Consider the following 22,038-nt stretch of genomic DNA (forward strand, 5'->3'; position numbering starts at 1 on the left):
TTATTCGTCGTCCAACTGGCGCGACAGGATGGTCGAGAATTCGTCGGCGAACCCTTCATAGCCGCCGGTGATGCGGTCGGCATCCGAGCTGAGCTTGTTGTAGAAGATCACCGCCGGAATCGCCGCAAGCAGGCCAAGCGCCGTCGCCACCAGCGCCTCGGCAATGCCCGGCGCCACCACGGCAAGCGAGGTGTTCTGCGAGATCGCGATTTCCTCGAAGGCGGTCTTGATGCCCCAGACCGTGCCGAACAGCCCGATGAAGGGCGCGGTCGAACCCACCGTGGCCAGGAATGGCAGCCCGCGGGTCAGCCGGTCGTTCTCGCGGTTGATGGCGACGTTCATGGCGCGGTCGATGCGCGCGGTGACGCCGGCGATCAGGTTGCCGTCGTCGCGATGGCTGCGCCGCCATTCGGCCATGCCGGCGGAAAAGATGCGTTCGGCCGGGCCCGAGGGCGTCTCGCCGATGCGGTCGTAAAGATCGTCCAGCGGCTGGCCCGACCAGAAGGCGCGGTCGAAACGCTCTGCCTCGCGCCGGGCGGCGTTATAGGCGATGAACTTCTGGATGATGATCGCCCAGGCCCAGAACGAGGCCAGGACCAGGATCACCATCACGACCTGGACCGTTAGCGAGGCGCGCACGAACAGCGCGATAAGCGAGAAATCGACCGGCTGCCCGGCTCCGGCGAGTTGTTCCATGGAATTCGGCCTGTCCTTTGGGCCGCTGGGATGCGGCTTCTGCTAAGGCGCAGTTAGCAGAAGCCCCCCGGCGAGCAAAGCCGGGGCGCGTCAAATCTGCGTCAATTACCCGCGAGACCGGCCCGTTGAAGCCGCGCTGCCACCTCGGCCGGAATGCGGGCCGGCCGACCCGACGCGGCCAGGCAAGCCAGGGTGACGCGGGCCTGGAACAGCAGCCGGCCATCGCGGCTGACCGCCTGGTCCAGCACGATCCGCGCCGGGCTAAGCGCATGCAGCCGGGAATCGACCGTCAGCAGATCGTCGAACCGGGCCGGCGACAGGTAATCGGCCTCGACCCGGCGCACGGCAAAGACCAGACCCGCACGCTGCAAGGCGCCCTGGTCCACCCCAAGCTCGCGCAGCCATTCCGAACGGGCGCGCTCGATGAACTTCAGATAGTTCGCATAATAGACGATCCCGGCAAGGTCGGTATCCTCGTAATAGACGCGAATGGCAAAACGATGCATGGCAGTCCCGGATGGCGGCGAAGAAAGGGGGTTTTCCACCCCCGTCGCCTGCGGCGACTCCCCCGGAGGATATTTGGACACGCAAGACATGCAAGGGCTCAGGCTTGCAGGCGCGCGGCCAGGCGCAGGGCATGCGAAGGATCGGTTGCAGCACCTGGCAGGACGGGATCGTAGGCGGCGCGAATCAGCGCCGCAAGTTCCGGCGTCGGAAGAACGTCGCGCGCAAAGCTGAGCATGGCGCGCATGGCCAGGGTCTCGGCCAAAAGGCCCGGATGGGCGTCGGCCAGCCGCCCGCCCATGTTCACGAAGCCGATGCAGGCCCGGATGGTGCCATCCGGGTCAAAGCGGAACAGCCTATACTGCTCGGCATCGCTGCCGGTCAGCCGCTCGGCCAGGCCGGGCTGGCCGGTCAGCCCGTCGAGATCCGGCAGATCCCGCAATTCCTGCCAGCCGCGCAGGAAAAAAGTCAGCATGTTCGCCCCCATCTCGGGATCGGTCTGGGCAAGAGGATGGCGCGCATCGGCCAGCGTCGCGCGGATGGCATCGCGAAACACCGCCAGGCTTTCATCGGCCAGGCCAAAGATCACCGGCGCCACCGGCCGCCCCCAGCGCGCGCAAAGATAGCGCCCGTCGCGGGTGAACAGCGCCTGGATTTCCGCCTGGTCGAAGGCCATGTCGTTCTTTCGTGCCCAAATATCCTCGGGGGTGAATTGCGGCGCCAGCCGCAAGAGGGGGCAGACAGCCCCCTTTTCTGTCCCGTCCGCCTCGTTCTCGCGGCTTTGGGAAATCATGTCAACGCCGGGGGAACCTGATGCGCCCCGTCCGAATTTTCCCAAGGAAGAGGAGATGCGATGACAGATCTCGCCATCCGACGCGCCTATGATCCGCCCGGCCCGCACGAGGGCCGCAGGGTGCTGGTCGACCGTATCTGGCCCCGCGGCATAAGCCGCGAGACCCTGGGGGCCGATCTCTGGCTGAAGGAGATCGCGCCTTCGGACGAATTGCGGCACTGGTTCGACCATGACCCCGAGAGATGGGCCGAGTTCCGCCGCCGCTACCGCGCCGAGCTGGATGCCAATCCCGGCCCCCTGCGCGAGTTGCGCGCGCTGATGCGCAAGGGTCCGGTCACGCTGCTTTACGGTGCCAAGGACACAAGGCACAACAATGCCGTGGCCCTGCGGGACTATCTGGATCAGTAGCCCAGCGTCGCCGCATCCGGCCGGCGCGGGTCCGAGGCGCCGTAAAGCGTCCCCGTCTGGGGGTCGCGCATGATCGACTGGGTCGAGCCCATGGCCTCCTTGACCGCGACGCTGTGGCCCTTGCCTTGCAGGATGCGGATGGTGTCCAGGCTGACGCCTTCTTCCACCCGCAGCTCGTCCGGCAGCCATTGGTGATGGACGCGCGGCGCGGTCGAGGCCTCGGCCACGTTCATGCCGTGGTCGATCATGTTCATGACCACCTGCAACACCGTGGTGATGATCCGCGCGCCGCCGGGCGAGCCGGTGACCAGCCAGACCTTGCCGTCCTTGAGCACCATGGTCGGCGTCATCGAGGACAGCGGCCGCTTGCCCGGCTCGACTGCATTGGCATCGCCGCCCACCAGGCCAAAGGCGTTGGGCACGCCCGGCTTGGCCGAGAAATCGTCCATTTCGTTGTTCATCAGCACGCCGGTGCCTTCGGCCACCAGGCCAGAACCATAGCTAAGATTGATGGTATAGGTGTTCGAGACCGCGTTGCCGTCCTTGTCCACCACCGAGAAATGCGTGGTCTGGTCGGATTCGTAGGGCGCAAGATCGGCCGGCTTGATCAGGACCGAAGGCGTGGCGAAATCGGCGCTGATCCTTTGGCGCATCTCGACGGCGTAATCCTTGCTGGTCAGGGCCGCGACCGGCACATCCACGAAATCCGGGTCGCCCAGGTATTCCGAGCGGTCGGCATAGGCCAGCTTCATCGCCTCGGCCATCAGGTGGATGGTCTCGCCGGCATTCTGCCCCAGCGCGCCGATCGGATAGCCCTCGAGCGCATTCAGGATCTGGATCAGATGCACGCCGCCGGACGAGGGCGGCGGCATCGACACCACCTCGTGGCCGCGATAGCTGCCGCGCACCGGCTCGCGTTCGACGGGCTGATAGGCGGCCATGTCCTCGACGGTGATCAGCCCGCCGGCCTCTTGCACCGCCTTGGCAATGGCCTGGGCCACCTCGCCCTTGTAAAACCCGTCCGGCCCCTCGGCGGCGATCTTCTTCAGCGTTGCTGCCAGGTCGGCCTGCACCAGCCGGTCGCCGGGGCGATAGGCCGCGCCGCCGTCCTGGAAGAAGATCTTCGCGCTGGACGGGAATTTCTCCAGATGCTCGCGCTCGGCCTCGATGCTGTCGGCAAGCTCGGGGGTGACGGCGATGCCCTCCTCGGCCAGCCGGATCGCCGGGGCGATCACCTCGGCCCAGTCCATGCTGCCATATTTGTCCAAGGCCAGCTTCATTCCCGCCACGGTGCCCGGCACGCCCGAGGCGGCGCCGCTGTAAAGCGACTTCTCGCTGTCGGCCTCGCCCGCCGCGTCCAGGAACATGTCGCGCGAGGCGCCCTGCGGCGCCATCTCGCGATAGTCGATGGCATGGGTCTGCCCGGTTTCGGCGTCATGGACCAGCATGAAGCCGCCGCCGCCGATATTGCCGGCCCGCGGCAGGGTGACGGCCAGCGCGAATGCGACCGCCACGCCGGCGTCGACCGCATTGCCGCCCTGGGCCAGGATGTCCCGGCCGATTTCGGCCGCCAGGCGTTCTTGCGCCGAAACCATGCCGCTTTCCGCCCAGACCGGATGGATGCGGTCCATCGGGTCGAATATCGCGGCGTCCTGGGCCGTGGCCGGCCCCCCGGTCCAGCCCAGCGCCAATCCCGCAGCACAACCCATTGCGACGATTCGATCCTTCATCTCGGCCTCCGCTTACCGTTGCGGGACCGAGCCTAGCAGCAGAACGGCCCGGATCAACATGCGAAAGCCGCGATGCTGCGCCGGCGTCCCGGCCGCGTCATGAGTATTTGTGAAACGGTGAAACGCCATGCAGCGCCCGACGTCCGGCGCAACCGCTTGTTTCACCGTTTTCCAAATACCCGGAATCCGGCGGCGAAGCCGGGCGCTTCACCCGGTCTTTTTCGCCTTGGCCGCAGCCGGCTTCTTCGCGGCGGCCTTCTTTGCGGCCGGCTTCTTTGCCGCCGCCTTCCTTGCCGGCTTCTTGCCCGATTTCGCGGCCTTCTCGGCGATCAGCTCCAGTGCCCGCTCCAGCGTGACCGCGCCGGGTTCCAGGTCGCGGGGCAGCGTCGCGTTCACCTTGGCCCATTTGACATAGGGCCCGTAGCGCCCGCTCATCACCTGCACCGGCCCGCCTTCGGGATGCTCGCCCAGATCGGCCAGCGGCGCCGCCGCGGCCGCCCTGCCCCGCACCTGTTTCGAGGCCAGCACCTCGACCGCGCGGTTCATGCCGATGGTAAAGACCTCGTCCACATCGGGCAGGTTGGCGTATTTCGCGCCATGCTTCACATAGGGGCCGTAGCGGCCGATCCCGGCCTCGACCGGCACGCCGTCCTCGGGATGCGGGCCGATCTCTCGCGGCAGGGCCAGAAGCGCCAGCGCCCGTTCCAGGTCGACCGAGGCCAGGTCCCAGCCCTTGGGCACCGAGGCCCGCGGCGGCTTCGGCTGTTCCTCGGTCGCCTCGCCGCGTTGGACATAGGGGCCGAAGCGGCCGTTCTTCAGGCTGATCTCGTCGCCATTGTCCAGGCCCAGGACGGTATCGCCCACCACCTCGGCATCGGGCGAACTGATCGGCCGGGTAAAGCGGCATTCGGGATAGTTGGTGCAGCCGATGAAGGCCCCGCCCGAGCGCGCGGTTTTCAGGTGCAGCCGCCCCTTGTGGCACAGCGGGCATTCGCGCGGGTCCGATCCGTCTGGCCGAGGCGGATAAAGCTGCGGCGCAAGCGCTTCGTCGATGGCATCCAGCACCTCGCTGATGCGCAGCTCGCTGGTGCCTTCCAGCGCGGCGCTGAAGTCCCGCCAGAACCGGCGCAGCACCTCGCGATAGGCGCGCTCGCCCGAAGAAATGTCGTCGAGTTCCCCCTCTAGGTCGGCAGTGAAATCGTAGCTGACATAGCGCGGAAAATATTTCAGCAGAAAGATCGTGACCAGCCGGCCCTTGTCCTCGGGGATCAGGCGGTTCTGTTCCTTGCGGACATAATCGCGATCCTGGATCGTGCCGATGATCGAGGCGTAGGTCGAAGGCCGGCCGATCCCCAGCTCTTCCATGCGCTTGACCAGCGTCGCCTCGGTATAGCGCGGCGGCGGCTGGGTGAAATGCCGCCGCGCGGCGATGGCGGCGGCCTCGTCGGCGACCAGGCCCGGCGCCGACAATTGCCCCGAAGCCGCGCTTTCGATCAGCGCATCCCCGGTGCCCAGGGCCTTTTCATATTCCGCGGCAAAGGCGCCGCCGACCTTGCGCGCCGCCTCGCCCTGCTCGATCTGGGGCAGGCGGCGGCCGTCCTCGTCCTCCTCGTCGTCGCGACCTTGGTCATAGACCCGCAGGAAGCCGTCAAAAAGCATGACCTGGCCGGTTGCGCGCAGCCCGACCTGGCCGTCGGCCGAACCGATCTCGACCGTGCTGCGTTCCATGCGCGCCGATTCCATCTGGCTGGCCAGGGTGCGCTTCCAGATCAGGTCGTAAAGCGCCTTCTGGTCCTTGTCGGCGACCGGCAGCTTGTCGGGCGACAGCCACATGTCGGTCGGCCGGATGCATTCATGCGCTTCCTGCGCGTTCTTGGCCTTGTTCTTGTACATGCGCGGGCTTTTGGGCAGGTATTCCGCCCCGAAGCGCGCCTTGATCGAATCGCGCGCGGCCATCACCGCCTCGGGCGCCATGTCGATGCCGTCGGTCCGCATATAGGTGATATGGCCCGCCTCATAAAGCCGCTGCGCCGCCGACATGCAGGCCCGCGCGCCCAGGCCCAGCTTGCGGCTGGCCTCCTGTTGCAGGGTCGAGGTCATGAAGGGCGGCCAGGGATTGCGGCTTGCCGGCTTCGACGCGACACTGGCCACCGACAGGTCGCGCGAGGCGATGGCGGCCACGGCCAGCTTGGCCTGCTCCTCGGTCGCAAGGTCGAAGCGGTCCAGCTTCTTGCCGCCGAAGACGGTCATCGCCGCGTCGTATTCGTCGCCGCGCGGCGTCGCCAGCCGGGCATGGACCGACCAGTATTCGCGGGCCTTGAACGCCTCGATCTCCATCTCGCGATCGACGATGATGCGCAGGGCGACCGATTGCACCCGGCCCGCCGACTTGGCGCCCGGCAGCTTGCGCCACAGGACCGGCGACAGGTTGAAGCCGACCAGGTAGTCCAGCGCCCGCCGCGCCAGATAGGCATCGACCAGCGGCTGGTCGATCCGGCGCGGATTGGCCATCGCCTCGGTCACGGCGGATTTGGTGATGGCGTTGAAGGTGACGCGGCTGACCTCGGCGCCCTTCTTCAGGGCCGGCGCCAGGGTTTCCAGCAGGTGCCAGGAAATCGCCTCGCCCTCGCGGTCGGGGTCGGTGGCCAGGATCAGGTTCGGATCCGAGGCCAGCGCATCGCGGATCGCCTTGACATGCTTTTTCGATTCCGCCGCGACTTCCCATTTCATGGTGAAATCCGTCTCGGGATCGACGCTGCCATCCTTGGGCGGCAGGTCGCGCACATGCCCGAACGAGGCCAGAACCGTATAGTCGTCGCCCAGGTATTTGTTGATCGTTTTGGCCTTGGCCGGAGATTCAACGACGACGACGGGCATGAAAATTCCTTCGCTTGATTCGGCGCCGGAACATGGCCATCGCCCGGCGAACTGTCAACGCCGGGCTTCTTTCGTGTCCAAATATCCTGCGGGGGTCCGGGGGCGCAAAGCCCCCGGTTTGGTCAGATTCCGTCGCCGACAAAGGCTTTTTCGACCACGAATTCCTTGGGATCGCTATTGGCGCCCTCGCGCAGGCCGAACCCTTCCAGCACCGCCTTCACATCGGTGTTGAAGGCCAGGCTGCCGCAGATCATGGCGCGATCATTCGCCGCATCCATGGCCGGCAGGTTCAGGTCCGCGAACACCTTGCCCGAAGCCAGGTTGTCGGTAATCCGGCCCATATGGGGCGATTCTTCCCGCGTCGTCGTCGGGTAATACCGCAGGCGGCCGGCGAATTCCTCGCCGTAAAGCTCGCCCAGCAGCGGGTCGTGCTTCAGGTTCTCGACCAGGTCGCGGCCGTAAGCCAGCTCGTCGGCGGTGCGGCAGGTATGCATCATCACCACCTGCTCGTAGCGCTCATAGGTTTCGGGGTCGCGCATCAGCGACGCAAAGGGGGCGATGCCGGTGCCGGTGGCCAGGAACCACAGCCGCTTGCCGGGCAAAAGCGCGTCCAGCACCAGCGTGCCCACGGGCTTGGGCCGCAGGATGATCTGGTCGCCCGGCTGGATGTTCTGCAAGCGCGAGGTCAGCGGCCCGTCCGGCACCTTGATCGAATAGAATTCCAGCTCCTCGTCCCAATTGGGCGAGGCGATGGAATAGGCGCGCAGGATCGGCTTGCCGTTGTCGTCCGGCAGGCCGATCATCACGAATTCGCCCGAACGGAAGCGTAGGCTGGCCGGCCGCGTCACCCGGAACGAGAACAGCCGGTCGGTCCAGTGCCGGACCGCGGTCACGGTCTGGGCGTCGGGCAGCGTCTTGGCGGGTTTGGCGGCGAGGTCCACGGAAAGATCCAGTGTCATGGTCGGGATTCCCGGTCTATCTAATGCATGGGAGGGCGGGGCGAAACCCCAGGTTTCAGCCGGCGAGCCGCGACCGATGGTCCCAGTCGCGCCAATCGGCACGATAGAGCCATTGTTCCTGCGGCTGGCGCTCGGCCAGCGCTGCGGGGATCTGCACCTCGTCGAAGCCGACGCGGCGGGCCATGGCATATTGGTCCGAGATCAGCTTGCCCACGGCGCGCAGCCGGCCCTTGTAGCCCTTTTGGCGCAGCAGCCGGGCCAGTGAAAAGCCGCGCCCGTCGGTCATGGCCGGGAAGTCGATGGCGATCAGGTCATGCTCCAGCCAGGCCCCAAGGCCGGCCGGATCGGTGTCGGCCGTCAGCGTGACCGGCTCGGCCCCGTCATGGGAGTGGAAGCCGTCGTCGCGGACCAGAAAGAAATCGCTCATGTGTTCGCTCCTGCGCGGACCATCTTGCCGCCGATGAAATGGATGCCGCATTCGGTCTTGCCGCTGCCGCGCCAGCGGCCGGCGCGCGGATCCTCGCCCGGCTTGATGGGCGAGGTGCAGGGGGCGCAGCCGATCGAGGCATAGCCCCTGGCGACCAGCGGATGGCGCGGCAGGTTGTTCTCGGCCATGTAGTCCTGGACGTCTTGCGGACGCCAATGGGCCAGCGGGTTGATGCGCAGCCGCGACGGCGGCTCGGATTCGAAGAAATCCAGCCGCTGGCGCTCGCCACCCTGGAAGCGCTTGCGGCCGGTGATCCAGGCATCGAACCTTGCCAGTTCGCGTTCCAGCGGCACGGTCTTGCGCAGATCACAGCAGGCATCGGCATTGAACTGGTGCAGCGTGCCGTCCGGGTCGTTCAGCGCCACCTCGCGCTCGGTGGCGCGGATCAGCCGCACATCGGTCAGCTTCAGCCTTTCCGTCACCTCAAGCTGATAGTCCAGCGTTTCGGGGAACAGCATCATCGTGTCGATGAACAGCACCGGCGTCCCCGGCGCCACCACCGAGACCATGTGCAAAAGCACCACCGATTCCGCCCCGAAGCTGGAAACCAGCGTGGTCGCGCCCAGGTCGGGATCGCGCAGCGCATGCCGCAGCACCTCGGTCGCCGCGTGGTGGCGATAGCGGTCGTTCAGCCGCGCCGCGCGCGCGTCCAGCGTCTGGTCAAGCATCGGCCGGATACAGCGCCGCCTTGAACGGAGCTACCCCCAGACGGCGATAGGCGTCAAGGAACCGCTCGTCGGGCGATTCCCGCAGTTCCAGATAGGCATCGACCAGCCGGTCGATGGCGGGCACCACCTGGTCCGCCGGGAAGCCCGCGCCGGCGCGCTGGCCCAGGGTCGGGGTCTCATAGCCGTCGCCGCCCAGGGTGATCTGGTAGTTCTCGACCCCTGCCCGGTCCAGGCCCAGGATGCCGATATGGCCCAGGTGGTGATGGCCGCAGGCGTTGATGCAGCCCGAGATGCGGATCTTCATCTCGCCGATCTCGTCCTCCAGCCCGCGGGCGCGGAAATGCGCGGCGATGTCCTGCGCGATCGGGATCGAGCGCGCGGTCGCCAGGGTGCAATAGTCCATGCCAGGGCAAGAGATGATGTCGGTGATCTTGCCGAAATTCGCCGTGGCCAGCCCGACCGCGCGCAGCGCCTCGTAAAGCTCGGGCAGGTCGGCCTTGCGCACATGCGGCAGGACGAGGTTCTGGTCGTGGTTCACCCGGATGTCGCCATGGGCCAGCCGCTCGGCCAGGTCGGCCACCAGCCGCATCTGTTCGGCGCTCATGTCGCCCGGCGTGGCACCCGGCGCCTTCAGCGTGACGATGACGCTGGCATAGCCCGGAATGCGGTGCGGGTGCAGGTTGGTATCGGTCCAGGAGCGGAAGGCGCCGTTCGCCGCCCGTGCCGCCTCATAGCCCTGAACCGGCGCGTCGCGAAATTCGGGCGGCGCGAACCGGGCGCGCAGGTCGCGCAAGATCTCCTGGTCCAGCCCCGAGAACTGCTGGCGGCGCTGCGCGAACTCTGCCTCGACATCGGCGCGGAACACGTCAAGGCCGCGTTCGGCCACGGTGATCTTGATCCGCGCCTTCCACTTGTTGTCGCGCCGGCCGGTCAGGTTATAGACCGACAGGATCGCCTCCAGATAGGGCAGCAGGTCCGCCTGCGGCAGGAAATCGCGGATCACCTGGCCCAGATAGGGCGTGCGGCCCAAGCCCCCGCCGACCCAGACCTGAAAGCCGCGCTGGCCGTCCCGCTCGACGATGCGCAGCCCGATGTCATAGGCCGAAACCGCCGAGCGGTCCTGCTTGCCGGCCGAGACCGAGATCTTGAACTTGCGCGGCAGGAACTGGAATTCGGCATGGTCGGTGGACCAGATGCGGATCAGTTCGGCCCAGGGGCGCGGATCCTCCAGCTCGTCATCGGCGGCGCCGGCGAAGGCATCGGCATTGACGTTGCGGATGGTATTGCCCGAGGTCTGGATCGAGTGGATGCCGACCGAGTTCAGCGCCTCCATCGAATCGGGGATATCGACCAGCTTGTGCCAGTGGAACTGGATATTGGTGCGGGTGGTGAAATGGCCATAGCCGCGGTCCCAGCGCTCGGCCACGTGGCCCAGCATGCGCAACTGGTCCGGGGTCAGCGCGCCATAGGGGATCGCCACCCGATACATATAGGAATGCAGTTGCAGATAGACGCCGTTCTTCAGCCGCAGCGGGCGGAATTCCTCTTCGGTCAGGCTGCCGTCCAGGCGGCGCTGGACCTGCTGGCGGAACTGCTGGGTGCGGTGGCGCAGGTATTCGCGATGCTGGTCGTTATGCTGGGGGCGCGCGTCAAACATGGCTGGCCTCGGCTTCGGCTTGCTGGAAATGCTTGTGGGTCGGGCCGCTGCGCCGGAACGCCTCGCGGAAATGCGCCGGCTCGGGGCGGCCGTCGGCGCCACGCTTCGCTTCGACCAGATAGGGGCCGACCACCAGATCGGCCTGAGAGACCGCGTCGAGCAGCGCCAGTTCGGCGATGGCCTCGTCCTCGAACAGCTCGGCCGCGCGCGGGTCCGCGGTCCACCGGCCGTCGCGCATCCACACGCAATGGCCCATGCGCAGGTCATTCGCGGTGATGACGCCGGGGGTCGCGGGGGATGGGGTGAAGCCCTTGGACATGGCCTTTGCCTTTCTTTTCCTCTGTCGCCAATATAGAAAAAAATCCCGCATATTGACGAGTGGGGCGGAAAAATAAGAAACATCTCCGCAAGACAGCGGCGCAGCAAGGACCAGGTTTCACGATGAGCGATAACAGGCAAACTCCCATCCGGCTGGACGATACCGACCGCAAAATCCTGTCCCTGCTGCAAGAGGACGCGACGCTGTCGCTGGACGACATCGCGGTGCGGGTCAGCGCGTCCAAGACGCCGGTCTGGAACCGGATTCGCAAGCTGCGCGAGGCCGGGGTGATCCGCGGCCAGGTGGCGCTGCTCGACCCCGATGCGCTGGGGCTCGACGCCTGCTTCTTCGTGCTGGTGCGCACCAGCGAACACGACCCGGACTGGGCGCGCCGCTTCCTGGCCGCGGTGCGCGCCCGCCCCGAGGTGATCGAGGCGCATCGCCTGGCCGGCGACATCGACTATATCCTGAAGGTGCGGGTGCGCAATGCGCGGGCCTATGACCGCTTCTACCAGGCGCTGATCGCCGAGGTGCGCATCCACAACGTCACCGCGCTTCTGTCGATGGAGGAGTTGAAGGCGACCACGGCGCTACCCCTCGACTGACCCGCGCAGGCGGCGCGGCCGCAGGAGTATTTGTGAAACGGTGAAACGGTCAGGCCAGCGCCTTGAGAACCCTGGGCAGCGCCTGGGCAAAGGCGTCGAGTTCCGCCCGCGGCCCGCAAGAGACGCGGATACAGCGGTCCAGGGGGGCGACGCCGGGCATGCGCACGAAGATGCCGTGCTGCGCCAACCCTTCCAGCAAAGCGCCGGCAAAGGCGCCGTCGCGCCCGCAGTCGATCGCCACGAAATTCGTGGCCGAGGGCAGCGCCGTCAGCCCGTTCTCGCCCGCGATCGCGGCAAGCCGGGCGCGGGCCGCGCCGGTCTCGGCCAGAAGATGGGCCAGCCAGTCGCGATCCTCCAGCGCCGCCAGGGCGCCGATCTGGGCCATGCGGTTGATGCCGAAATGATTGCGGATACGGTCGAAGCCGGCGATCAGTTCCGCCGGACCGATGGCATAGCCGACCCGCGCGCCCGCCATGGCATAAGCCTTGGAAAAGGTGCGAAAGCGGATCACGCGCGCATCCTCGGGGTCGATCCGTGGCATCGCGTCGGCGGGGGCGAATTCGGCATAGGCCTCGTCCAGCACCAGCAGGCTGCCCTGGGGCAGATCGTCCAGCATCGCCTCGATCCGCGCGCCCCGGTGCCAACTGCCCATCGGGTTGTCGGGATTGGCCAGATAGACCAGACGCGGCCCGGTCCGGCGCGCGGCGGCGATCAGCGCCTCGGGATCCTCGGCATCCTTGCGATAGGGCACCTTCACCAACCGGCCGCCGAACCCCGCGACATGATAGTGAAAGGTCGGATAGGCGCCGTCGGAACTGACCACCGTTTCGCCCGGCGCGACCATCAGCCGGACCAGAAGACCCAGAAGCCCGTCGATCCCCTCGCCGATCATGATGTTTTGCGGCCCGACACCGTGATGCGCGGCCAGCGCATGGCGCAAGTCGTGGCTGTCGGGATCGGCGTATTTCCAGACCTCGGCCGCCGCCCGCGCCATCGCCGCCACAGCCCTGGGCGAGGGGCCGAAGCCGTTCTCATTGGCGCCGAGCCGGGCCAGGAAAGGCGCGCCGCGGCGGCGCTCCAGCGTCTCGGGGCCGGTAAAGGGAACCGTGGCGGGCAGCGCGGCCGGGATGGGCGCAAAGCGAAAGCGTGTCATGGCGCCAAAGAAGCCCAAAGACCGGGCTTGCGCAAGGGCATCCATGCCGGCGCTTCTTTCGTGTCCAAATATCCTGGGGGAGCGCGGAACGCGCGGGGGCAAAGCCCCCCTTAAAAGGCCTTGAAGGTGATCGTGGTCAGCGTCCGCACGATATGCGGGATGTCGAACAGCTTTTCGGACAGGTAATGCCCGACATCCTGGTCCTCGGGCACATAGATCTTGGCCAAAAGGTCGTAATCGCCCGAGGTCGAGTAAAGCTCGCTCACGATCTCGCGGTCGTAGATCGCGTCGGCGACCTCATAGGTCTTGCCGGGCGAACAACGGAACTGGACGAAAACCGGGCGCATGGCGGACCTCCTGACTTCTGCAGCGCCAGACTAGCCCGCCGCAGGCTGGCCGGTCCAGTCCCCGCGCGCCAGCCCGCGCCAGAAGCGGCGCATCAGCAGCAGCGCCGCCAGGCTCAGCCCGGCCAGAAGTCCCAGCCACAGGCCCGCCGGTCCCAGCCCGGCCGGAAAGGCCAGGCCGTATGCCACCGGCATGCCCACCAGCCAATAGCTGATCCCGGCGATCACCATGGGCACGCGGGTGTCCTGCACCCCGCGCAAAAGCCCCAGCGCGATCACCTGCATCGCGTCCATCAACTGGAACAGCCCGGCATAGAACAACAGCCCCGCGGCGATCTCGATGATGGCCGGCGTCTGGGGGGCGCTGGCGTCCAGGTAAAGCCCGACCAGCGGGCGCGGGAACAGCTCGAACCCCGCGACCGCCAGCGCCGCGATGACGGCCGAGACCACCGTCACCGTCACGCCCGCGTCGCGCATCCAGGCCGCGTCGCCCCGTCCCTTGGCCTGGCCGATGCGCACGGTGGCGGCGTTCGACATGCCCAGATGCAGCATGAAAGTTAGTGAGGCGAGTTGCAGCGCGATGCCATGCGCCGCCAGTTCGCGCGTGCCGATCCAGCCCATCATCACGTTCGAGCCGACGAACAGCCCGCCTTCGGCCAGCATGGTCAGGCCGATGGGCAGGCCCAGCACGAAGACCGTCCGCATCCCCGGCCAGTCAGGGCGCCAGAAACGCTGGAACAGGTGGAACTTGCGCGCATCGGGCAGCCAGGCCGCATAGGCGGCGATCGCCGCAAGCTGGGTGAACTGCACCGCCACGGCAGCGATGGCGGCGCCCCGCACCCCCAGTTCCGGCGCCCCCAGATTGCCAAAGATCAGCAGCCAGTTCAGCACGATGACCAGCGGCAGCCCGGCCAGGGTGATCCACAGCACCACCTGCGTCCGCTCCATCGCCGCCAGATAGCTGTTCAGCGTCAACTGGCACAGCACCGCGATCAGCCCGAAGCCGGCGATGCGCAGGTAATCCTGCGCCAGCCGCGCCACCACCGGCTCTTGCCCGATGGCCAGCAGGATCGGCTCGGAATGCCACAGGGCCGGGATCACCGCCACGGCAAAGCCGATGGACAGCCACAGCGCCATGCGGGCCGAGCGGCGCACCTCGACCTCGTCGCCGCGCGCGATGGCGGCGGCGATCAGCCCCATCACGCCGATGCCGAACCCCATGCCCAGGAAGAACAGGATGTTGAAGAAGGACACGGCGATGACCAGCGCCGCCAGTTCGGCCACGCCATACCAGCCGATCATGACCGTATCGGCGACATGGATCGTCATGCGCGCCAGGTGGCTGCCGACCAGCGGCAGGCCAAGCGCAAGCGTCGCGCGCAAATGGGGGGTATAGCGGCTGGACATCATGCCTTGCCTTAGCCGCGGCCAGCGGCTGCGGCAAGGTGCCATACAGGCCGCCGGTCAGGGCCGGATCTCGACCTCGGTGCCGATGCGGGCATGGGCGAAGATTTCCTCGATCTCGGCATTGCCGACGGCGATGCAGCCGGCGGTCCAATCGCCGCTGAGCCGATGGCCCTGGGGCAGCCGGTTCGGCTGGCCGTGGATCATGATGTCGCCGCCGGGGCTGACGCCCTGGGCGCGCGCCGCCTTGCGGTGGCGGGGCTGCGGATAGTCGATGCCCAGCGACAGGTGATAGGCGCTTTGCCGGTTCAGCCTGTCGATGCGAAAGACGCCCTCGGGGGTGCGGCCGTCCCCTTCGCGCAGCTTGTCGCCCTGGGCCGCGAAGCCCAGCGCGATGCGAAAGGTCCGGGGCGGTCCGTCCTGCTGCCAGACGGTCATGCGCCGCGCGGCCTTCTCGACCAGGATGCGCCGCACGGGCGAGGCGATCTGACCGGCCTCCCCCTTGGACGGGCGATATTCGACGCTCGGCCGCGGCGGCCCCAGCGGACCCGGCGCCGGCGACCAAAGCATCCACAGCGCCCAAAGCGCGGCCAGCAGGCACAGCGCCGCGAAAAATCCGCCAAGCCGGTTCATTGCAGGTCGCGGAACGCCTCTTGCAGCCGCGCCACCGCCTCGGCCACCCGCGCCCGCGGCGTGGCCAGGTTGAAGCGCAGGAAATCCTCGCCGCCGCTGCCGAAGGTGCCGCCATGGTTGGCGGCGATGCGGGCGCCCTGCTCGACGCGGCGGGTGAACGCAGGCCCCTCCATGCCGGTGCCCGAGAAATCCACCCAGGCCAGGTAGGTCGCCTGCAAGGGCATCGAGCGCAGGCCGGGAATCGCATCCACCCCCTGGTCGAACAGCCGCCGGTTGCCGTCCAGATAGGCCAGCAGCGCATCGACCCAGGCCGCCCCCTCGGGGGAATAGGCGGCGGCGACCATGCCCGGCCCGAACAGGCCGGGCGAGATGCCCTGGGCCGCCAGGCGGGTTTGCAGGCGCTTGCGCAACTGCTCGTCAGCGACGATCAGGTTGCCGATATGGGCGCCAGCGATGTTGAAGGTCTTGGTGGCCGCGCTCAGCGTCACCAACCGCGGCGCGGCATCCGGCGCCACGGTCGCCAGCACGGAATGGCGCGGGCTGCCAGGCAGGACCAGGTCATGGTGGATCTCGTCCGAGACCAGGATCAGGTCATGGGCGGCGCAGAAATCGGCGACCTGGCGCAATTCCTCGGCGCTCCAGACCCGTCCGCCGGGGTTGTGGGGCGAACACAGGATCAGCATCCGCTCGCGCCCGGTCAGCAGCTTTTGCCAGTTTTCCCAGTCCATGCGGTACTGCCCGTCCTGCATGGCCAGCGGAAACTCGGCCACCTCGCGGCCTGCGGCGCGGATGACGCGGGCAAAGGCGTGATAGACCGGGGTCATGAGGATCACCCGGTCGCCCGGCTGGGTAAAGGCATCGACGCAGACCGCCGTGCCGTTGACCAGCCCATGCGCCGACAGGATCCAGTCCGGCTGGATCTGCCAGCCGTGACGGCTGTCCATCCACCAGCGGATCGCCTCTGTATAGGCGGCATTGGCGCCGGGATAGCCATAGATGCCATGGGCCGCCATCGCCTCGACCGCGCGCTGGACGGCTGCTGGCGGGCGGAAATCCATATCCGCAACCCACATCGCGATCCCGTCCTGGGGCGAGACGCCATAGGCCGCCTGCATGTCGTCCCATTTCGAACAGGCGGTGCCGGTGCGGTCGATGATCTCGTCGAAATCGGGCCGGGTCATGGTTCCCCCTCGTTTTTCCGTTCCGGCGCAGCATAGCGGCTTGTTGCGCAAGGCCAAGCCTTGCCCTAGATCACGGGCATGACATTGCGCAGCATCATCCTCCACCCCGATCCGCGGCTGAAGAAGCCCTGCGAGCCGGTAGCCCGCATCACCCCCGAGGTCGAGACCCTGGCCGCCGACATGCTGGCCACCATGTATGACGCGCCGGGCGTGGGCCTGGCCGCGCCGCAGGTGGGCGTGCTGTCGCGGCTTTACGTCATGGATTGCGAAAAGGACCCCGAGGCCCCGCGCAATCCCATCGTCATGGTCAACCCCGAGATCACCTGGCGGTCCGAGGCGCTGAACACCTATGAGGAAGGCTGCCTGTCCATCCCCGAGCAATATGCCGACGTGACCCGCCCGGCCCAGGTGCGCGTGCACTGGCTGGGCCTTGACGGCAAGACGCAGGAACGCGAGTTCGACGGGCTCTGGGCCACCTGCGCCCAGCACGAGATCGACCACCTGGACGGCAAGCTGTTCCTGGATTACCTGAGCCCGATCAAGCGGCAGATGATCACCCGCAAGATGGTCAAGCTGAAACGCGAACGCGGACGGGCCTAGCGGGTCCCGTCCTGGTCCATGCCAGCCAAGGCCGCCGCGCCGGCCATGAACCCGGCCGCTTTGGCGTACGTTATCGTTTCGCCTGGGTGATGGGCCCGACCGGCAGGCCGGCCTGCTCCCGCGCAAGCGCGACAATGAGGCCGCCGCGGGCAAGGTCCGCATCGCGCGATCCGGGTCCGGGCCGCTAAGGGCGCGATGGTGGGGCTGCTTGGGGCGGTGGCGGACGGTGAGTCCGTAATTTATCAACAAATATCAGCAAAAACAACGCACTGCAAGATTCGCGTGCCGCATTTTTTGTGGTGCAGAATGCGCCGCAATCGCGGGTCGTAAGGTCCCCGTAGCGCGCGCCCTACCCCAGCATATCACGCACCGCCAGGGAACCGAACTCTCGATGGCGGAACGCCCGAACCGCCGCGGGGAACTACCCGTCGCGGTGGTGATCTGCGACCGCGCCGTCCGGGGCCGCGCGGTCTATCCCGGCCAGTCGCCTGCGGCCGTCGCCGCGCGCCTCGGCGCCGAGGTCGCGACGAAGCGCGCCACTCTGAGCATCACCGAACTGGTGGCCGAATACGAGGACAAGCGCGCCGCGCTGCTCGATCCCGGAATCCGCCACCGACGCCAGATCATGGGCCTGGGTCTTGTCGATCACGCCCAATTCATAGCCCTGCTGCATGGCACGCCGCTCTTCGCCGGACAGGGTGGCCGAGTTCTCCGCGCTCCAGGTATCGGTCCAGACGGGCACGCCCTTGACCTGCTTTGCGACCTTTCCCTGCCCGCGCATGAAGTCGCGCGACGCGCGCGCCAGGGCCCGCGTCACGCCCGAGACGCCCGCTTTCCTGTAGCGCGCCGACATCAGCGGCACCCCGACGACGGTGGTCTGCGTCAGGTTGATCGCGGCCGCAGCCGGGTTCGCCGCAAGAGACCAGACGAACGCCATGGTCGTGGCCTTTGTCACCCACTGGTTGTTGGTCGGTGACATGGTGAAGGCATGGCGCTGCTTCATCTCGCGCACCACGAAACCGGCCCGGTTCGGATCGGGCGCTGATTTTGCCTGTTCCTCGGCCACTGCCAGCGATTCTTCCATCTGGGTGCCGTAGCGCAGGCGCGCGGTCTGGTGCGCGCCGTGGAACATGGCCGACGAGAAGGCGCGGATCGCATCCTGGTTGAAGCCCAGCCGGTTCTTGCGGTGGATGCGGCTGGTGCGCATCGACTGGTCCGGCAGGGTTTCCAGCCAGCGCTGCCACACCGCGTCCATCATCTCGCGCGACGCGCCGGCCTCCATCAGCAAGCCCTCGACGTCGGACAGGAAGCGTGGATCTGCTCGTCCGTGAATCTCGTTCGCTTCATTGTCCGTCCTCAAGGTGGGGCGGACGCTAATCGAGCGTGGAGGAAAAATCCCGTGGCAGGTCACCGTGGTTGTTGGATATCTCTGCCGTCTGCGTAGCGGAATCGATCGAGGCCACCTGCGGCTTGGCGGTGTTGCCGGTGCCTGCGATGTTCTTGTTCGCGCTGCTGTGGTCGACCGTCTGTCTGGTGTTGGCATCGTCGCGATTTGTGCGGCGATAGCGCTGCCCGGCCTCGCGATAGACAGGCTGCAACAGTTTGCGCAGGCCCTCTTCCAGGTCGGGATGGAACAGGATGCGCGACTTCTTCACGTCGATCCTGAACGCTTCGTCAAGCGCGTGGCCGAAATCGAACTCGATGCGCAGCAGTGATGTATGTGGTTCGGGAAAGCCGAAGACATCCAGCCATCCGCCATCCTGGATCAGGCGGCCTTCGCGGTAGACATAGAAACCCTGCGCCCGATTGGCTGGACCCGGGCTCGGCATTCGGCCAACAAGTGGGCGTTCATCGCGGCCACATCCGGGAACGGACGGTCGCAGAAACCGATGATCCGATCATGGCCATAATGCGGATCGGCGGTGAACCAGTGCATTTTTACTCCTCCTTCCCGGAGGCGGCCCGGTCCGCCGCGTCGATCTTGCGCACCCGCTTGATATATTCGGCCAGCAGTTGCGCCAGAAGCGCGGGATCGTCGATGTTGATGAAACCGGGAAGGGTGAACCGGATGACGTCGGCCTCAGTGTTCTTCCCGTTCAGGGATTCCGCCAATTCCGCCTCGAGGGCGTCGATGGATCGGCCGAGCCGATACCATCTTGACGCGGTTCGTGCCCAGCCGGCCTCGGGATCGATCCCGACGAGCTGCGAGGTGGTGATGCTCGCAGTGCCGAGGAGCGGGTGAGCTTGTTCTTCGCAACGGGCGTAACCGAAGTTGTCGCGCAGCCTGCGACCGCCAAGACGGCCGCCATTTTTCCAATTTTCGTAAACATCACAACCCTCTCACAGATGGGTGACGATGTGATCGCTGTTATGCTAGTTGTCAACTCTCGGCCTTTGGCCGTTTCGGTTCAATCTGTTGGCCCGTAGCCGGATCGAACCCGATTGCCGCAAGCGCCTCCGCCGCAACGCTGGGGAAACGGCCGCTGTCGCCTGGGAACCGCCACTCCCCTCTTGAGAAACAACCGTGCCCCGTGCGATAATCAGGTCACGGCATGTCTCGGTTGAGATCGGCCGCAGCACCTGGCAGGGCCCGGCCGAGGAAGCGCCGCGGCTGGCGCACATCACCCAAGACGATCTTGTCTCTGCTCTGGAGCAGATCGAGATGCTTACCGCCACCGGCACGGAGCTGGACCCAGAGACGGCCATGCATGTCCACCTAATCGCCGGCATTGGCCGAGCGACTCATGATCGATGGACACCCCTCTACGCCCACCCACCCGAGCGCGGCGGGGACGTGCAGGAGGCGCGGTCCTGCGAGGCAGGGCTGACGGTTGAGCAAGTCCAGAAAGCGTGGACAGCAGAGCGAGATCGGCTGACCAAGAAAACAATCGGCTGGAAATGCTTTGCACAGGGCAAGCTGATTTCTGACCTTCAAATCGAGATTGCCGCCCTGACGCCAGCCCCGCAGCCCAGTGAGACGGTCGTAGAAGCGGCGCGCGAACTGCTCGACGGAGCCAGCACCACCTACCGCGCCGGGCATGGCCGTAAAGACGGCATTGAGGCTGATGACGGTGAGATGTGCTACATCGTCCATAGCGACCTGATGCACGCGCTCGAAGCCGCCCTGCGCGCCCTGTCGGGAAGGATTGATGCCTCTTGATGGAACCCCGCAGCGGATCAGCCCGGCTTTCATGGCCGATCTGGAGCGGGCGCATCTGATCCTGGCTCGCGTGGTGGAACAGGACATTGCCGCTCTGCCGATCTTCGAGCGGCTGGATGCCGAATTGCTGGCGGCTCGTGCCGAGATGGCGGCCAGGCGCATGGATGATCCCCGCGCCCGCGCCCGCGCGCTGGCGCAGGCCAGGAAAGCGAACTGATGGCCGAGTTCTTCGACCAACTGGTTACGCTTTGCGGCCCTGAAATGAACGCAGCAATGAAAGATGGCGATCTCGACCGGGCGGGCGCGGTGATTGAAGGCTTGGCCACGATGCTTGGTCGATCCATTGCCCGCGCCGCCGGCGGCGATACTCGCGAGATCGACAAGATGCTGACGGCCTGCGAACAGCATGTCGCGGCAGAAGCGGCGGGAATTGCGGGCGTGATGAACCTGGCAAAGGCGTTGCGCGCCCACCGGGGCTAGAGCGCCAGCGGCAGCAGCAGGCCGTGGACATGCTCCATGTCCGAGCCCTTGCCGTATCTCTCGCGCTTCAGACCGTGGCCCATGAGGTCGCGCCTGATGCGCTCGTCTATCCCCGCCGTCAGCATCCGGTCCTCGAAGGCATGCCTGAGCGAATACATGGAATGTTGCTCCGTTTCGAGCAGCCCGTTCTCGGCCAGGAACTTGTTCACCGTCGCGCTAAGGGTCGCGCTTTTCTGCGCATAGGTCGGGAAGCCGCCTGGCATGGCCCGAATCGCCTCAATGCTCACGCCGGTCAGCGGGATATACCGCTCGCTGTGTCGGTTCTTCAGGTGCCGGTTCGCGTTGGGCTGGATGATGATGTGCGGCACCTTTCCATCCAGCCGGATTTCCTCGGGCAGCAAGCCTGCAATTTCGGACGGCCGCGCGCCGGTGTTGACCATGACCAGCAGGATAGTGCGGGCCTCGATGTTCAAGCCGCTCAGGGCGTCACGAGCCAGCAGCTTTTCCTTGATCCATTTATCGCTGAACGGCGGCCGGGTCGCCTTCTTGCCCTTGCTGGCCGAAAGCGCCAGCCCGTCCGTATCGAAACGAAGGGCTATACCCTTGGCCTGCGCGACAGCGCGCCACATCGCGCCGAGATAGATGAAGTCCTTGTTGGCCGATTCCGCCTTCACCTCGCCCGCCGCGACCCGTTCCAGCCATTTCGCCCGGAAAGCGAACATGTCGTCAGTGGTCACATCCGCAAGCTGCTTGTTCCCGATCACGGCGATGAAATTGTTCGTGGCCTTCAAGCGCGGGGCCTTGTGGCGCCGCAGCTGATCCGGGCTCTTTCCGACGATCCGGTCGCCCGCCACCCGGTAAAATTCATCATAGGCTTGGGAAACCGTCAGCGCCGGGGTTGGGACCAGCCCAAGCGCAGCCTCGGCTTCCTTCATGTCGAGCCGGCCGCGTTTGTCCACGATAGATTCGACGCGCTTCAGGATTTCTTCAAGCGGCAACCGTGCAACCTCTGGCGCGTCCAGATAGCGATAACCCCGCCGTTGCGCCAGGTTCCGCGCCGCCTTCATCCGCGCCTCGCCCTCCGTGTCGTGGCCGTCCAGCTTGGCCTCCCAAGCCTCGATCATCTGCGCCCAGACCTCCGGGGCCTTCCGGCGGGCAACGTCGAAGCTGTCTGTCGCCAGCGATATGTGGACCAGTTCCTTATGCTCGATCACCGAATACCGGATCGGCACCCGCTTCCGCAGATAATAGGTATCGCCGCGCAGGGTCGGAGTGATCTTTTTCATGCCGCCATATTGCGCCAGATCGTCCAGAAAGCAAGGTTGACGTGCGACAAAATGTGGTGCAAAAAGTGGTGCAATACAAGCCGATTTCGGCACC

The 22,038-nt window shown here is 66.4% G+C and carries 25 protein-coding genes; 6 read left to right on the forward strand and 19 right to left on the reverse strand.

The window, feature by feature from the left end; genetic code table 11:
* The 3 genes from tolQ to F3H32_RS07075 all read right to left on the reverse strand — a co-directional run bounded on the left by tolQ (position 1) and on the right by F3H32_RS07075 (position 1,876).
* Entirely contained in the window at positions 1 to 696 is a 696-nt protein-coding gene (gene tolQ, locus F3H32_RS07065; RefSeq protein ID WP_115754772.1) for a protein TolQ, read from the reverse strand.
* Positions 697 to 797: 101 nt separating this feature from the next.
* Positions 798 to 1,202, reverse strand: coding sequence for a tol-pal system-associated acyl-CoA thioesterase (gene ybgC, locus F3H32_RS07070; RefSeq protein WP_149765228.1), 405 nt, complete (start codon positions 1,200 to 1,202; stop codon positions 798 to 800).
* A 98-nt stretch (positions 1,203 to 1,300) separates the two neighbouring features.
* The gene (locus tag F3H32_RS07075) at positions 1,301 to 1,876 is read right to left on the reverse strand and encodes a hypothetical protein (RefSeq protein WP_149765328.1); all 576 of its coding nucleotides are present in this window, start codon (positions 1,874 to 1,876) and stop codon (positions 1,301 to 1,303) included.
* A gap of 177 nt (positions 1,877 to 2,053) precedes the next feature.
* Here F3H32_RS07075 and F3H32_RS07080 point away from each other — a divergent pair, with 177 nt between their 5' ends.
* Positions 2,054 to 2,401 (forward strand): DUF488 domain-containing protein, encoded by a 348-nt coding sequence (locus F3H32_RS07080; protein ID WP_149765229.1) that lies wholly within the window; start codon positions 2,054 to 2,056, stop codon positions 2,399 to 2,401.
* Here F3H32_RS07080 and ggt read toward each other — a convergent pair.
* The 7 genes from ggt to F3H32_RS07115 form a co-directional block, all read right to left on the reverse strand.
* Positions 2,395 to 4,131, reverse strand: coding sequence for a gamma-glutamyltransferase (gene ggt, locus F3H32_RS07085; RefSeq protein ID WP_223191365.1), 1,737 nt, complete (start codon positions 4,129 to 4,131; stop codon positions 2,395 to 2,397). The genes F3H32_RS07080 and ggt overlap by 7 nt on opposite strands.
* Before the next feature lie 207 nt (positions 4,132 to 4,338).
* On the reverse strand, positions 4,339 to 7,008 hold the full coding sequence (topA, locus tag F3H32_RS07090) for a type I DNA topoisomerase (protein WP_149765230.1): 2,670 nt from the start codon (positions 7,006 to 7,008) through the stop codon (positions 4,339 to 4,341).
* Positions 7,009 to 7,130: 122 nt separating this feature from the next.
* Positions 7,131 to 7,967, reverse strand: coding sequence for a ferredoxin--NADP reductase (locus tag F3H32_RS07095; protein WP_149765231.1), 837 nt, complete (start codon positions 7,965 to 7,967; stop codon positions 7,131 to 7,133).
* Positions 7,968 to 8,022: 55 nt separating this feature from the next.
* Positions 8,023 to 8,394 carry a DUF934 domain-containing protein gene (locus tag F3H32_RS07100; RefSeq protein WP_149765232.1) on the reverse strand — a complete coding sequence of 124 codons (372 nt, stop codon included), beginning with the start codon at positions 8,392 to 8,394 and terminating at the stop codon, positions 8,023 to 8,025.
* A complete protein-coding gene (locus tag F3H32_RS07105; protein ID WP_149765233.1) occupies positions 8,391 to 9,122 on the reverse strand; it encodes a phosphoadenylyl-sulfate reductase in 732 nt (243 codons plus the stop codon). The genes F3H32_RS07100 and F3H32_RS07105 overlap by 4 nt, the downstream gene beginning before the upstream one ends.
* Positions 9,115 to 10,779, reverse strand: coding sequence for a nitrite/sulfite reductase (locus tag F3H32_RS07110; protein WP_149765234.1), 1,665 nt, complete (start codon positions 10,777 to 10,779; stop codon positions 9,115 to 9,117). The genes F3H32_RS07105 and F3H32_RS07110 overlap by 8 nt, the downstream gene beginning before the upstream one ends.
* Entirely contained in the window at positions 10,772 to 11,098 is a 327-nt protein-coding gene (locus F3H32_RS07115) for a DUF2849 domain-containing protein (RefSeq protein ID WP_149765235.1), read from the reverse strand. The genes F3H32_RS07110 and F3H32_RS07115 overlap by 8 nt, the downstream gene beginning before the upstream one ends.
* A 122-nt stretch (positions 11,099 to 11,220) precedes the next feature.
* On the opposite strand from F3H32_RS07115, the gene F3H32_RS07120 reads away from it, so the two are divergent.
* A complete protein-coding gene (locus F3H32_RS07120) occupies positions 11,221 to 11,703 on the forward strand; it encodes an Lrp/AsnC family transcriptional regulator (protein WP_149765236.1) in 483 nt (160 codons plus the stop codon).
* Between the two features lie 49 nt (positions 11,704 to 11,752).
* On the opposite strand, the gene F3H32_RS07125 is transcribed toward F3H32_RS07120, so the two are convergent.
* From F3H32_RS07125 to F3H32_RS07145, 5 genes are all read right to left on the reverse strand, one after another.
* Positions 11,753 to 12,856 (reverse strand): pyridoxal phosphate-dependent aminotransferase, encoded by a 1,104-nt coding sequence (locus F3H32_RS07125; protein ID WP_149765237.1) that lies wholly within the window; start codon positions 12,854 to 12,856, stop codon positions 11,753 to 11,755.
* Between the two features lie 110 nt (positions 12,857 to 12,966).
* Positions 12,967 to 13,203 (reverse strand): Lrp/AsnC ligand binding domain-containing protein, encoded by a 237-nt coding sequence (locus F3H32_RS07130; protein WP_028713408.1) that lies wholly within the window; start codon positions 13,201 to 13,203, stop codon positions 12,967 to 12,969.
* Positions 13,204 to 13,233: 30 nt separating this feature from the next.
* On the reverse strand, positions 13,234 to 14,610 hold the full coding sequence (locus F3H32_RS07135) for an MATE family efflux transporter (RefSeq protein ID WP_149765238.1): 1,377 nt from the start codon (positions 14,608 to 14,610) through the stop codon (positions 13,234 to 13,236).
* A 54-nt stretch (positions 14,611 to 14,664) separates the two neighbouring features.
* Positions 14,665 to 15,237, reverse strand: a complete 573-nt coding sequence (locus F3H32_RS07140) for a L,D-transpeptidase family protein (protein WP_149765239.1) — start codon at positions 15,235 to 15,237, stop codon at positions 14,665 to 14,667.
* Positions 15,234 to 16,418: a MalY/PatB family protein gene (locus F3H32_RS07145; RefSeq protein ID WP_149765240.1), complete on the reverse strand. Its 1,185-nt coding sequence runs from the start codon at positions 16,416 to 16,418 to the stop codon at positions 15,234 to 15,236. Before F3H32_RS07145 ends, F3H32_RS07140 begins: the two co-directional genes overlap by 4 nt.
* A gap of 78 nt (positions 16,419 to 16,496) precedes the next feature.
* On the opposite strand from F3H32_RS07145, the gene def reads away from it, so the two are divergent.
* On the forward strand, positions 16,497 to 17,018 hold the full coding sequence (gene def / locus F3H32_RS07150) for a peptide deformylase (protein ID WP_149765241.1): 522 nt from the start codon (positions 16,497 to 16,499) through the stop codon (positions 17,016 to 17,018).
* Positions 17,019 to 17,439: 421 nt separating this feature from the next.
* On the opposite strand, the gene F3H32_RS07155 is transcribed toward def, so the two are convergent.
* The 3 genes from F3H32_RS07155 to F3H32_RS18155 form a co-directional block, all read right to left on the reverse strand.
* Entirely contained in the window at positions 17,440 to 18,429 is a 990-nt protein-coding gene (locus F3H32_RS07155) for a PLxRFG domain-containing protein (protein ID WP_223191366.1), read from the reverse strand.
* Positions 18,392 to 18,847, reverse strand: a complete 456-nt coding sequence (locus F3H32_RS07160) for a hypothetical protein (protein ID WP_223191367.1) — start codon at positions 18,845 to 18,847, stop codon at positions 18,392 to 18,394. The genes F3H32_RS07155 and F3H32_RS07160 overlap by 38 nt, the downstream gene beginning before the upstream one ends.
* Positions 18,848 to 18,956: 109 nt before the next feature.
* Positions 18,957 to 19,301, reverse strand: coding sequence for a DUF6634 family protein (locus F3H32_RS18155; protein ID WP_316701641.1), 345 nt, complete (start codon positions 19,299 to 19,301; stop codon positions 18,957 to 18,959).
* Positions 19,302 to 19,542: 241 nt separating this feature from the next.
* Between F3H32_RS18155 and F3H32_RS07175 the strand changes: the two genes are divergently transcribed.
* From F3H32_RS07175 to F3H32_RS07185, 3 genes are read left to right on the forward strand one after another with little or no spacing between them, the layout of a single operon-like run.
* Positions 19,543 to 20,178 (forward strand): hypothetical protein, encoded by a 636-nt coding sequence (locus F3H32_RS07175; RefSeq protein WP_149765243.1) that lies wholly within the window; start codon positions 19,543 to 19,545, stop codon positions 20,176 to 20,178.
* Positions 20,168 to 20,395: a hypothetical protein gene (locus F3H32_RS07180; protein WP_188128614.1), complete on the forward strand. Its 228-nt coding sequence runs from the start codon at positions 20,168 to 20,170 to the stop codon at positions 20,393 to 20,395. The genes F3H32_RS07175 and F3H32_RS07180 overlap by 11 nt, the downstream gene beginning before the upstream one ends.
* Entirely contained in the window at positions 20,395 to 20,658 is a 264-nt protein-coding gene (locus F3H32_RS07185) for a hypothetical protein (RefSeq protein ID WP_149765245.1), read from the forward strand. Before F3H32_RS07180 ends, F3H32_RS07185 begins: the two co-directional genes overlap by 1 nt.
* On the opposite strand, the gene F3H32_RS07190 is transcribed toward F3H32_RS07185, so the two are convergent.
* On the reverse strand, positions 20,655 to 22,037 hold the full coding sequence (locus F3H32_RS07190) for a tyrosine-type recombinase/integrase (RefSeq protein WP_223191369.1): 1,383 nt from the start codon (positions 22,035 to 22,037) through the stop codon (positions 20,655 to 20,657). The genes F3H32_RS07185 and F3H32_RS07190 overlap by 4 nt on opposite strands.
* Position 22,038 lies beyond the last annotated feature (1 nt).

Source organism: Paracoccus thiocyanatus, from assembly GCF_900156255.1.
In the GTDB taxonomy this organism is placed as follows: Bacteria; Pseudomonadota; Alphaproteobacteria; order Rhodobacterales; family Rhodobacteraceae; genus Paracoccus; species Paracoccus thiocyanatus.

What these genes read in the sequence shown, in the direction of transcription:
- F3H32_RS07180 (WP_188128614.1), top strand. Translation starts at nt 20,168, where the DNA reads ATGCCTCTTGATGGAACCCCGCAGCGGATCAGCCCGGCTTTCATGGCC.
- F3H32_RS07140 (WP_149765239.1), bottom strand. Translation starts at nt 15,237, where the DNA reads ATGAACCGGCTTGGCGGATTTTTCGCGGCGCTGTGCCTGCTGGCCGCG.
- F3H32_RS07105 (WP_149765233.1), bottom strand. Translation starts at nt 9,122, where the DNA reads ATGCTTGACCAGACGCTGGACGCGCGCGCGGCGCGGCTGAACGACCGC.
- F3H32_RS07080 (WP_149765229.1), top strand. Translation starts at nt 2,054, where the DNA reads ATGACAGATCTCGCCATCCGACGCGCCTATGATCCGCCCGGCCCGCAC.
- F3H32_RS07075 (WP_149765328.1), bottom strand. Translation starts at nt 1,876, where the DNA reads ATGGCCTTCGACCAGGCGGAAATCCAGGCGCTGTTCACCCGCGACGGG.
- ggt (WP_223191365.1), bottom strand. Translation starts at nt 4,131, where the DNA reads ATGAAGGATCGAATCGTCGCAATGGGTTGTGCTGCGGGATTGGCGCTG.
- def (WP_149765241.1), top strand. Translation starts at nt 16,497, where the DNA reads ATGACATTGCGCAGCATCATCCTCCACCCCGATCCGCGGCTGAAGAAG.
- topA (WP_149765230.1), bottom strand. Translation starts at nt 7,008, where the DNA reads ATGCCCGTCGTCGTCGTTGAATCTCCGGCCAAGGCCAAAACGATCAAC.
- tolQ (WP_115754772.1), bottom strand. Translation starts at nt 696, where the DNA reads ATGGAACAACTCGCCGGAGCCGGGCAGCCGGTCGATTTCTCGCTTATC.
- F3H32_RS07135 (WP_149765238.1), bottom strand. Translation starts at nt 14,610, where the DNA reads ATGATGTCCAGCCGCTATACCCCCCATTTGCGCGCGACGCTTGCGCTT.
- F3H32_RS07095 (WP_149765231.1), bottom strand. Translation starts at nt 7,967, where the DNA reads ATGACACTGGATCTTTCCGTGGACCTCGCCGCCAAACCCGCCAAGACG.
- F3H32_RS07185 (WP_149765245.1), top strand. Translation starts at nt 20,395, where the DNA reads ATGGCCGAGTTCTTCGACCAACTGGTTACGCTTTGCGGCCCTGAAATG.
- F3H32_RS07110 (WP_149765234.1), bottom strand. Translation starts at nt 10,779, where the DNA reads ATGTTTGACGCGCGCCCCCAGCATAACGACCAGCATCGCGAATACCTG.
- F3H32_RS07115 (WP_149765235.1), bottom strand. Translation starts at nt 11,098, where the DNA reads ATGTCCAAGGGCTTCACCCCATCCCCCGCGACCCCCGGCGTCATCACC.
- F3H32_RS07130 (WP_028713408.1), bottom strand. Translation starts at nt 13,203, where the DNA reads ATGCGCCCGGTTTTCGTCCAGTTCCGTTGTTCGCCCGGCAAGACCTAT.
- F3H32_RS07125 (WP_149765237.1), bottom strand. Translation starts at nt 12,856, where the DNA reads ATGACACGCTTTCGCTTTGCGCCCATCCCGGCCGCGCTGCCCGCCACG.
- F3H32_RS07100 (WP_149765232.1), bottom strand. Translation starts at nt 8,394, where the DNA reads ATGAGCGATTTCTTTCTGGTCCGCGACGACGGCTTCCACTCCCATGAC.
- F3H32_RS07145 (WP_149765240.1), bottom strand. Translation starts at nt 16,418, where the DNA reads ATGACCCGGCCCGATTTCGACGAGATCATCGACCGCACCGGCACCGCC.
- F3H32_RS07120 (WP_149765236.1), top strand. Translation starts at nt 11,221, where the DNA reads ATGAGCGATAACAGGCAAACTCCCATCCGGCTGGACGATACCGACCGC.
- ybgC (WP_149765228.1), bottom strand. Translation starts at nt 1,202, where the DNA reads ATGCATCGTTTTGCCATTCGCGTCTATTACGAGGATACCGACCTTGCC.
- F3H32_RS07160 (WP_223191367.1), bottom strand. Translation starts at nt 18,847, where the DNA reads ATGCCGAGCCCGGGTCCAGCCAATCGGGCGCAGGGTTTCTATGTCTAC.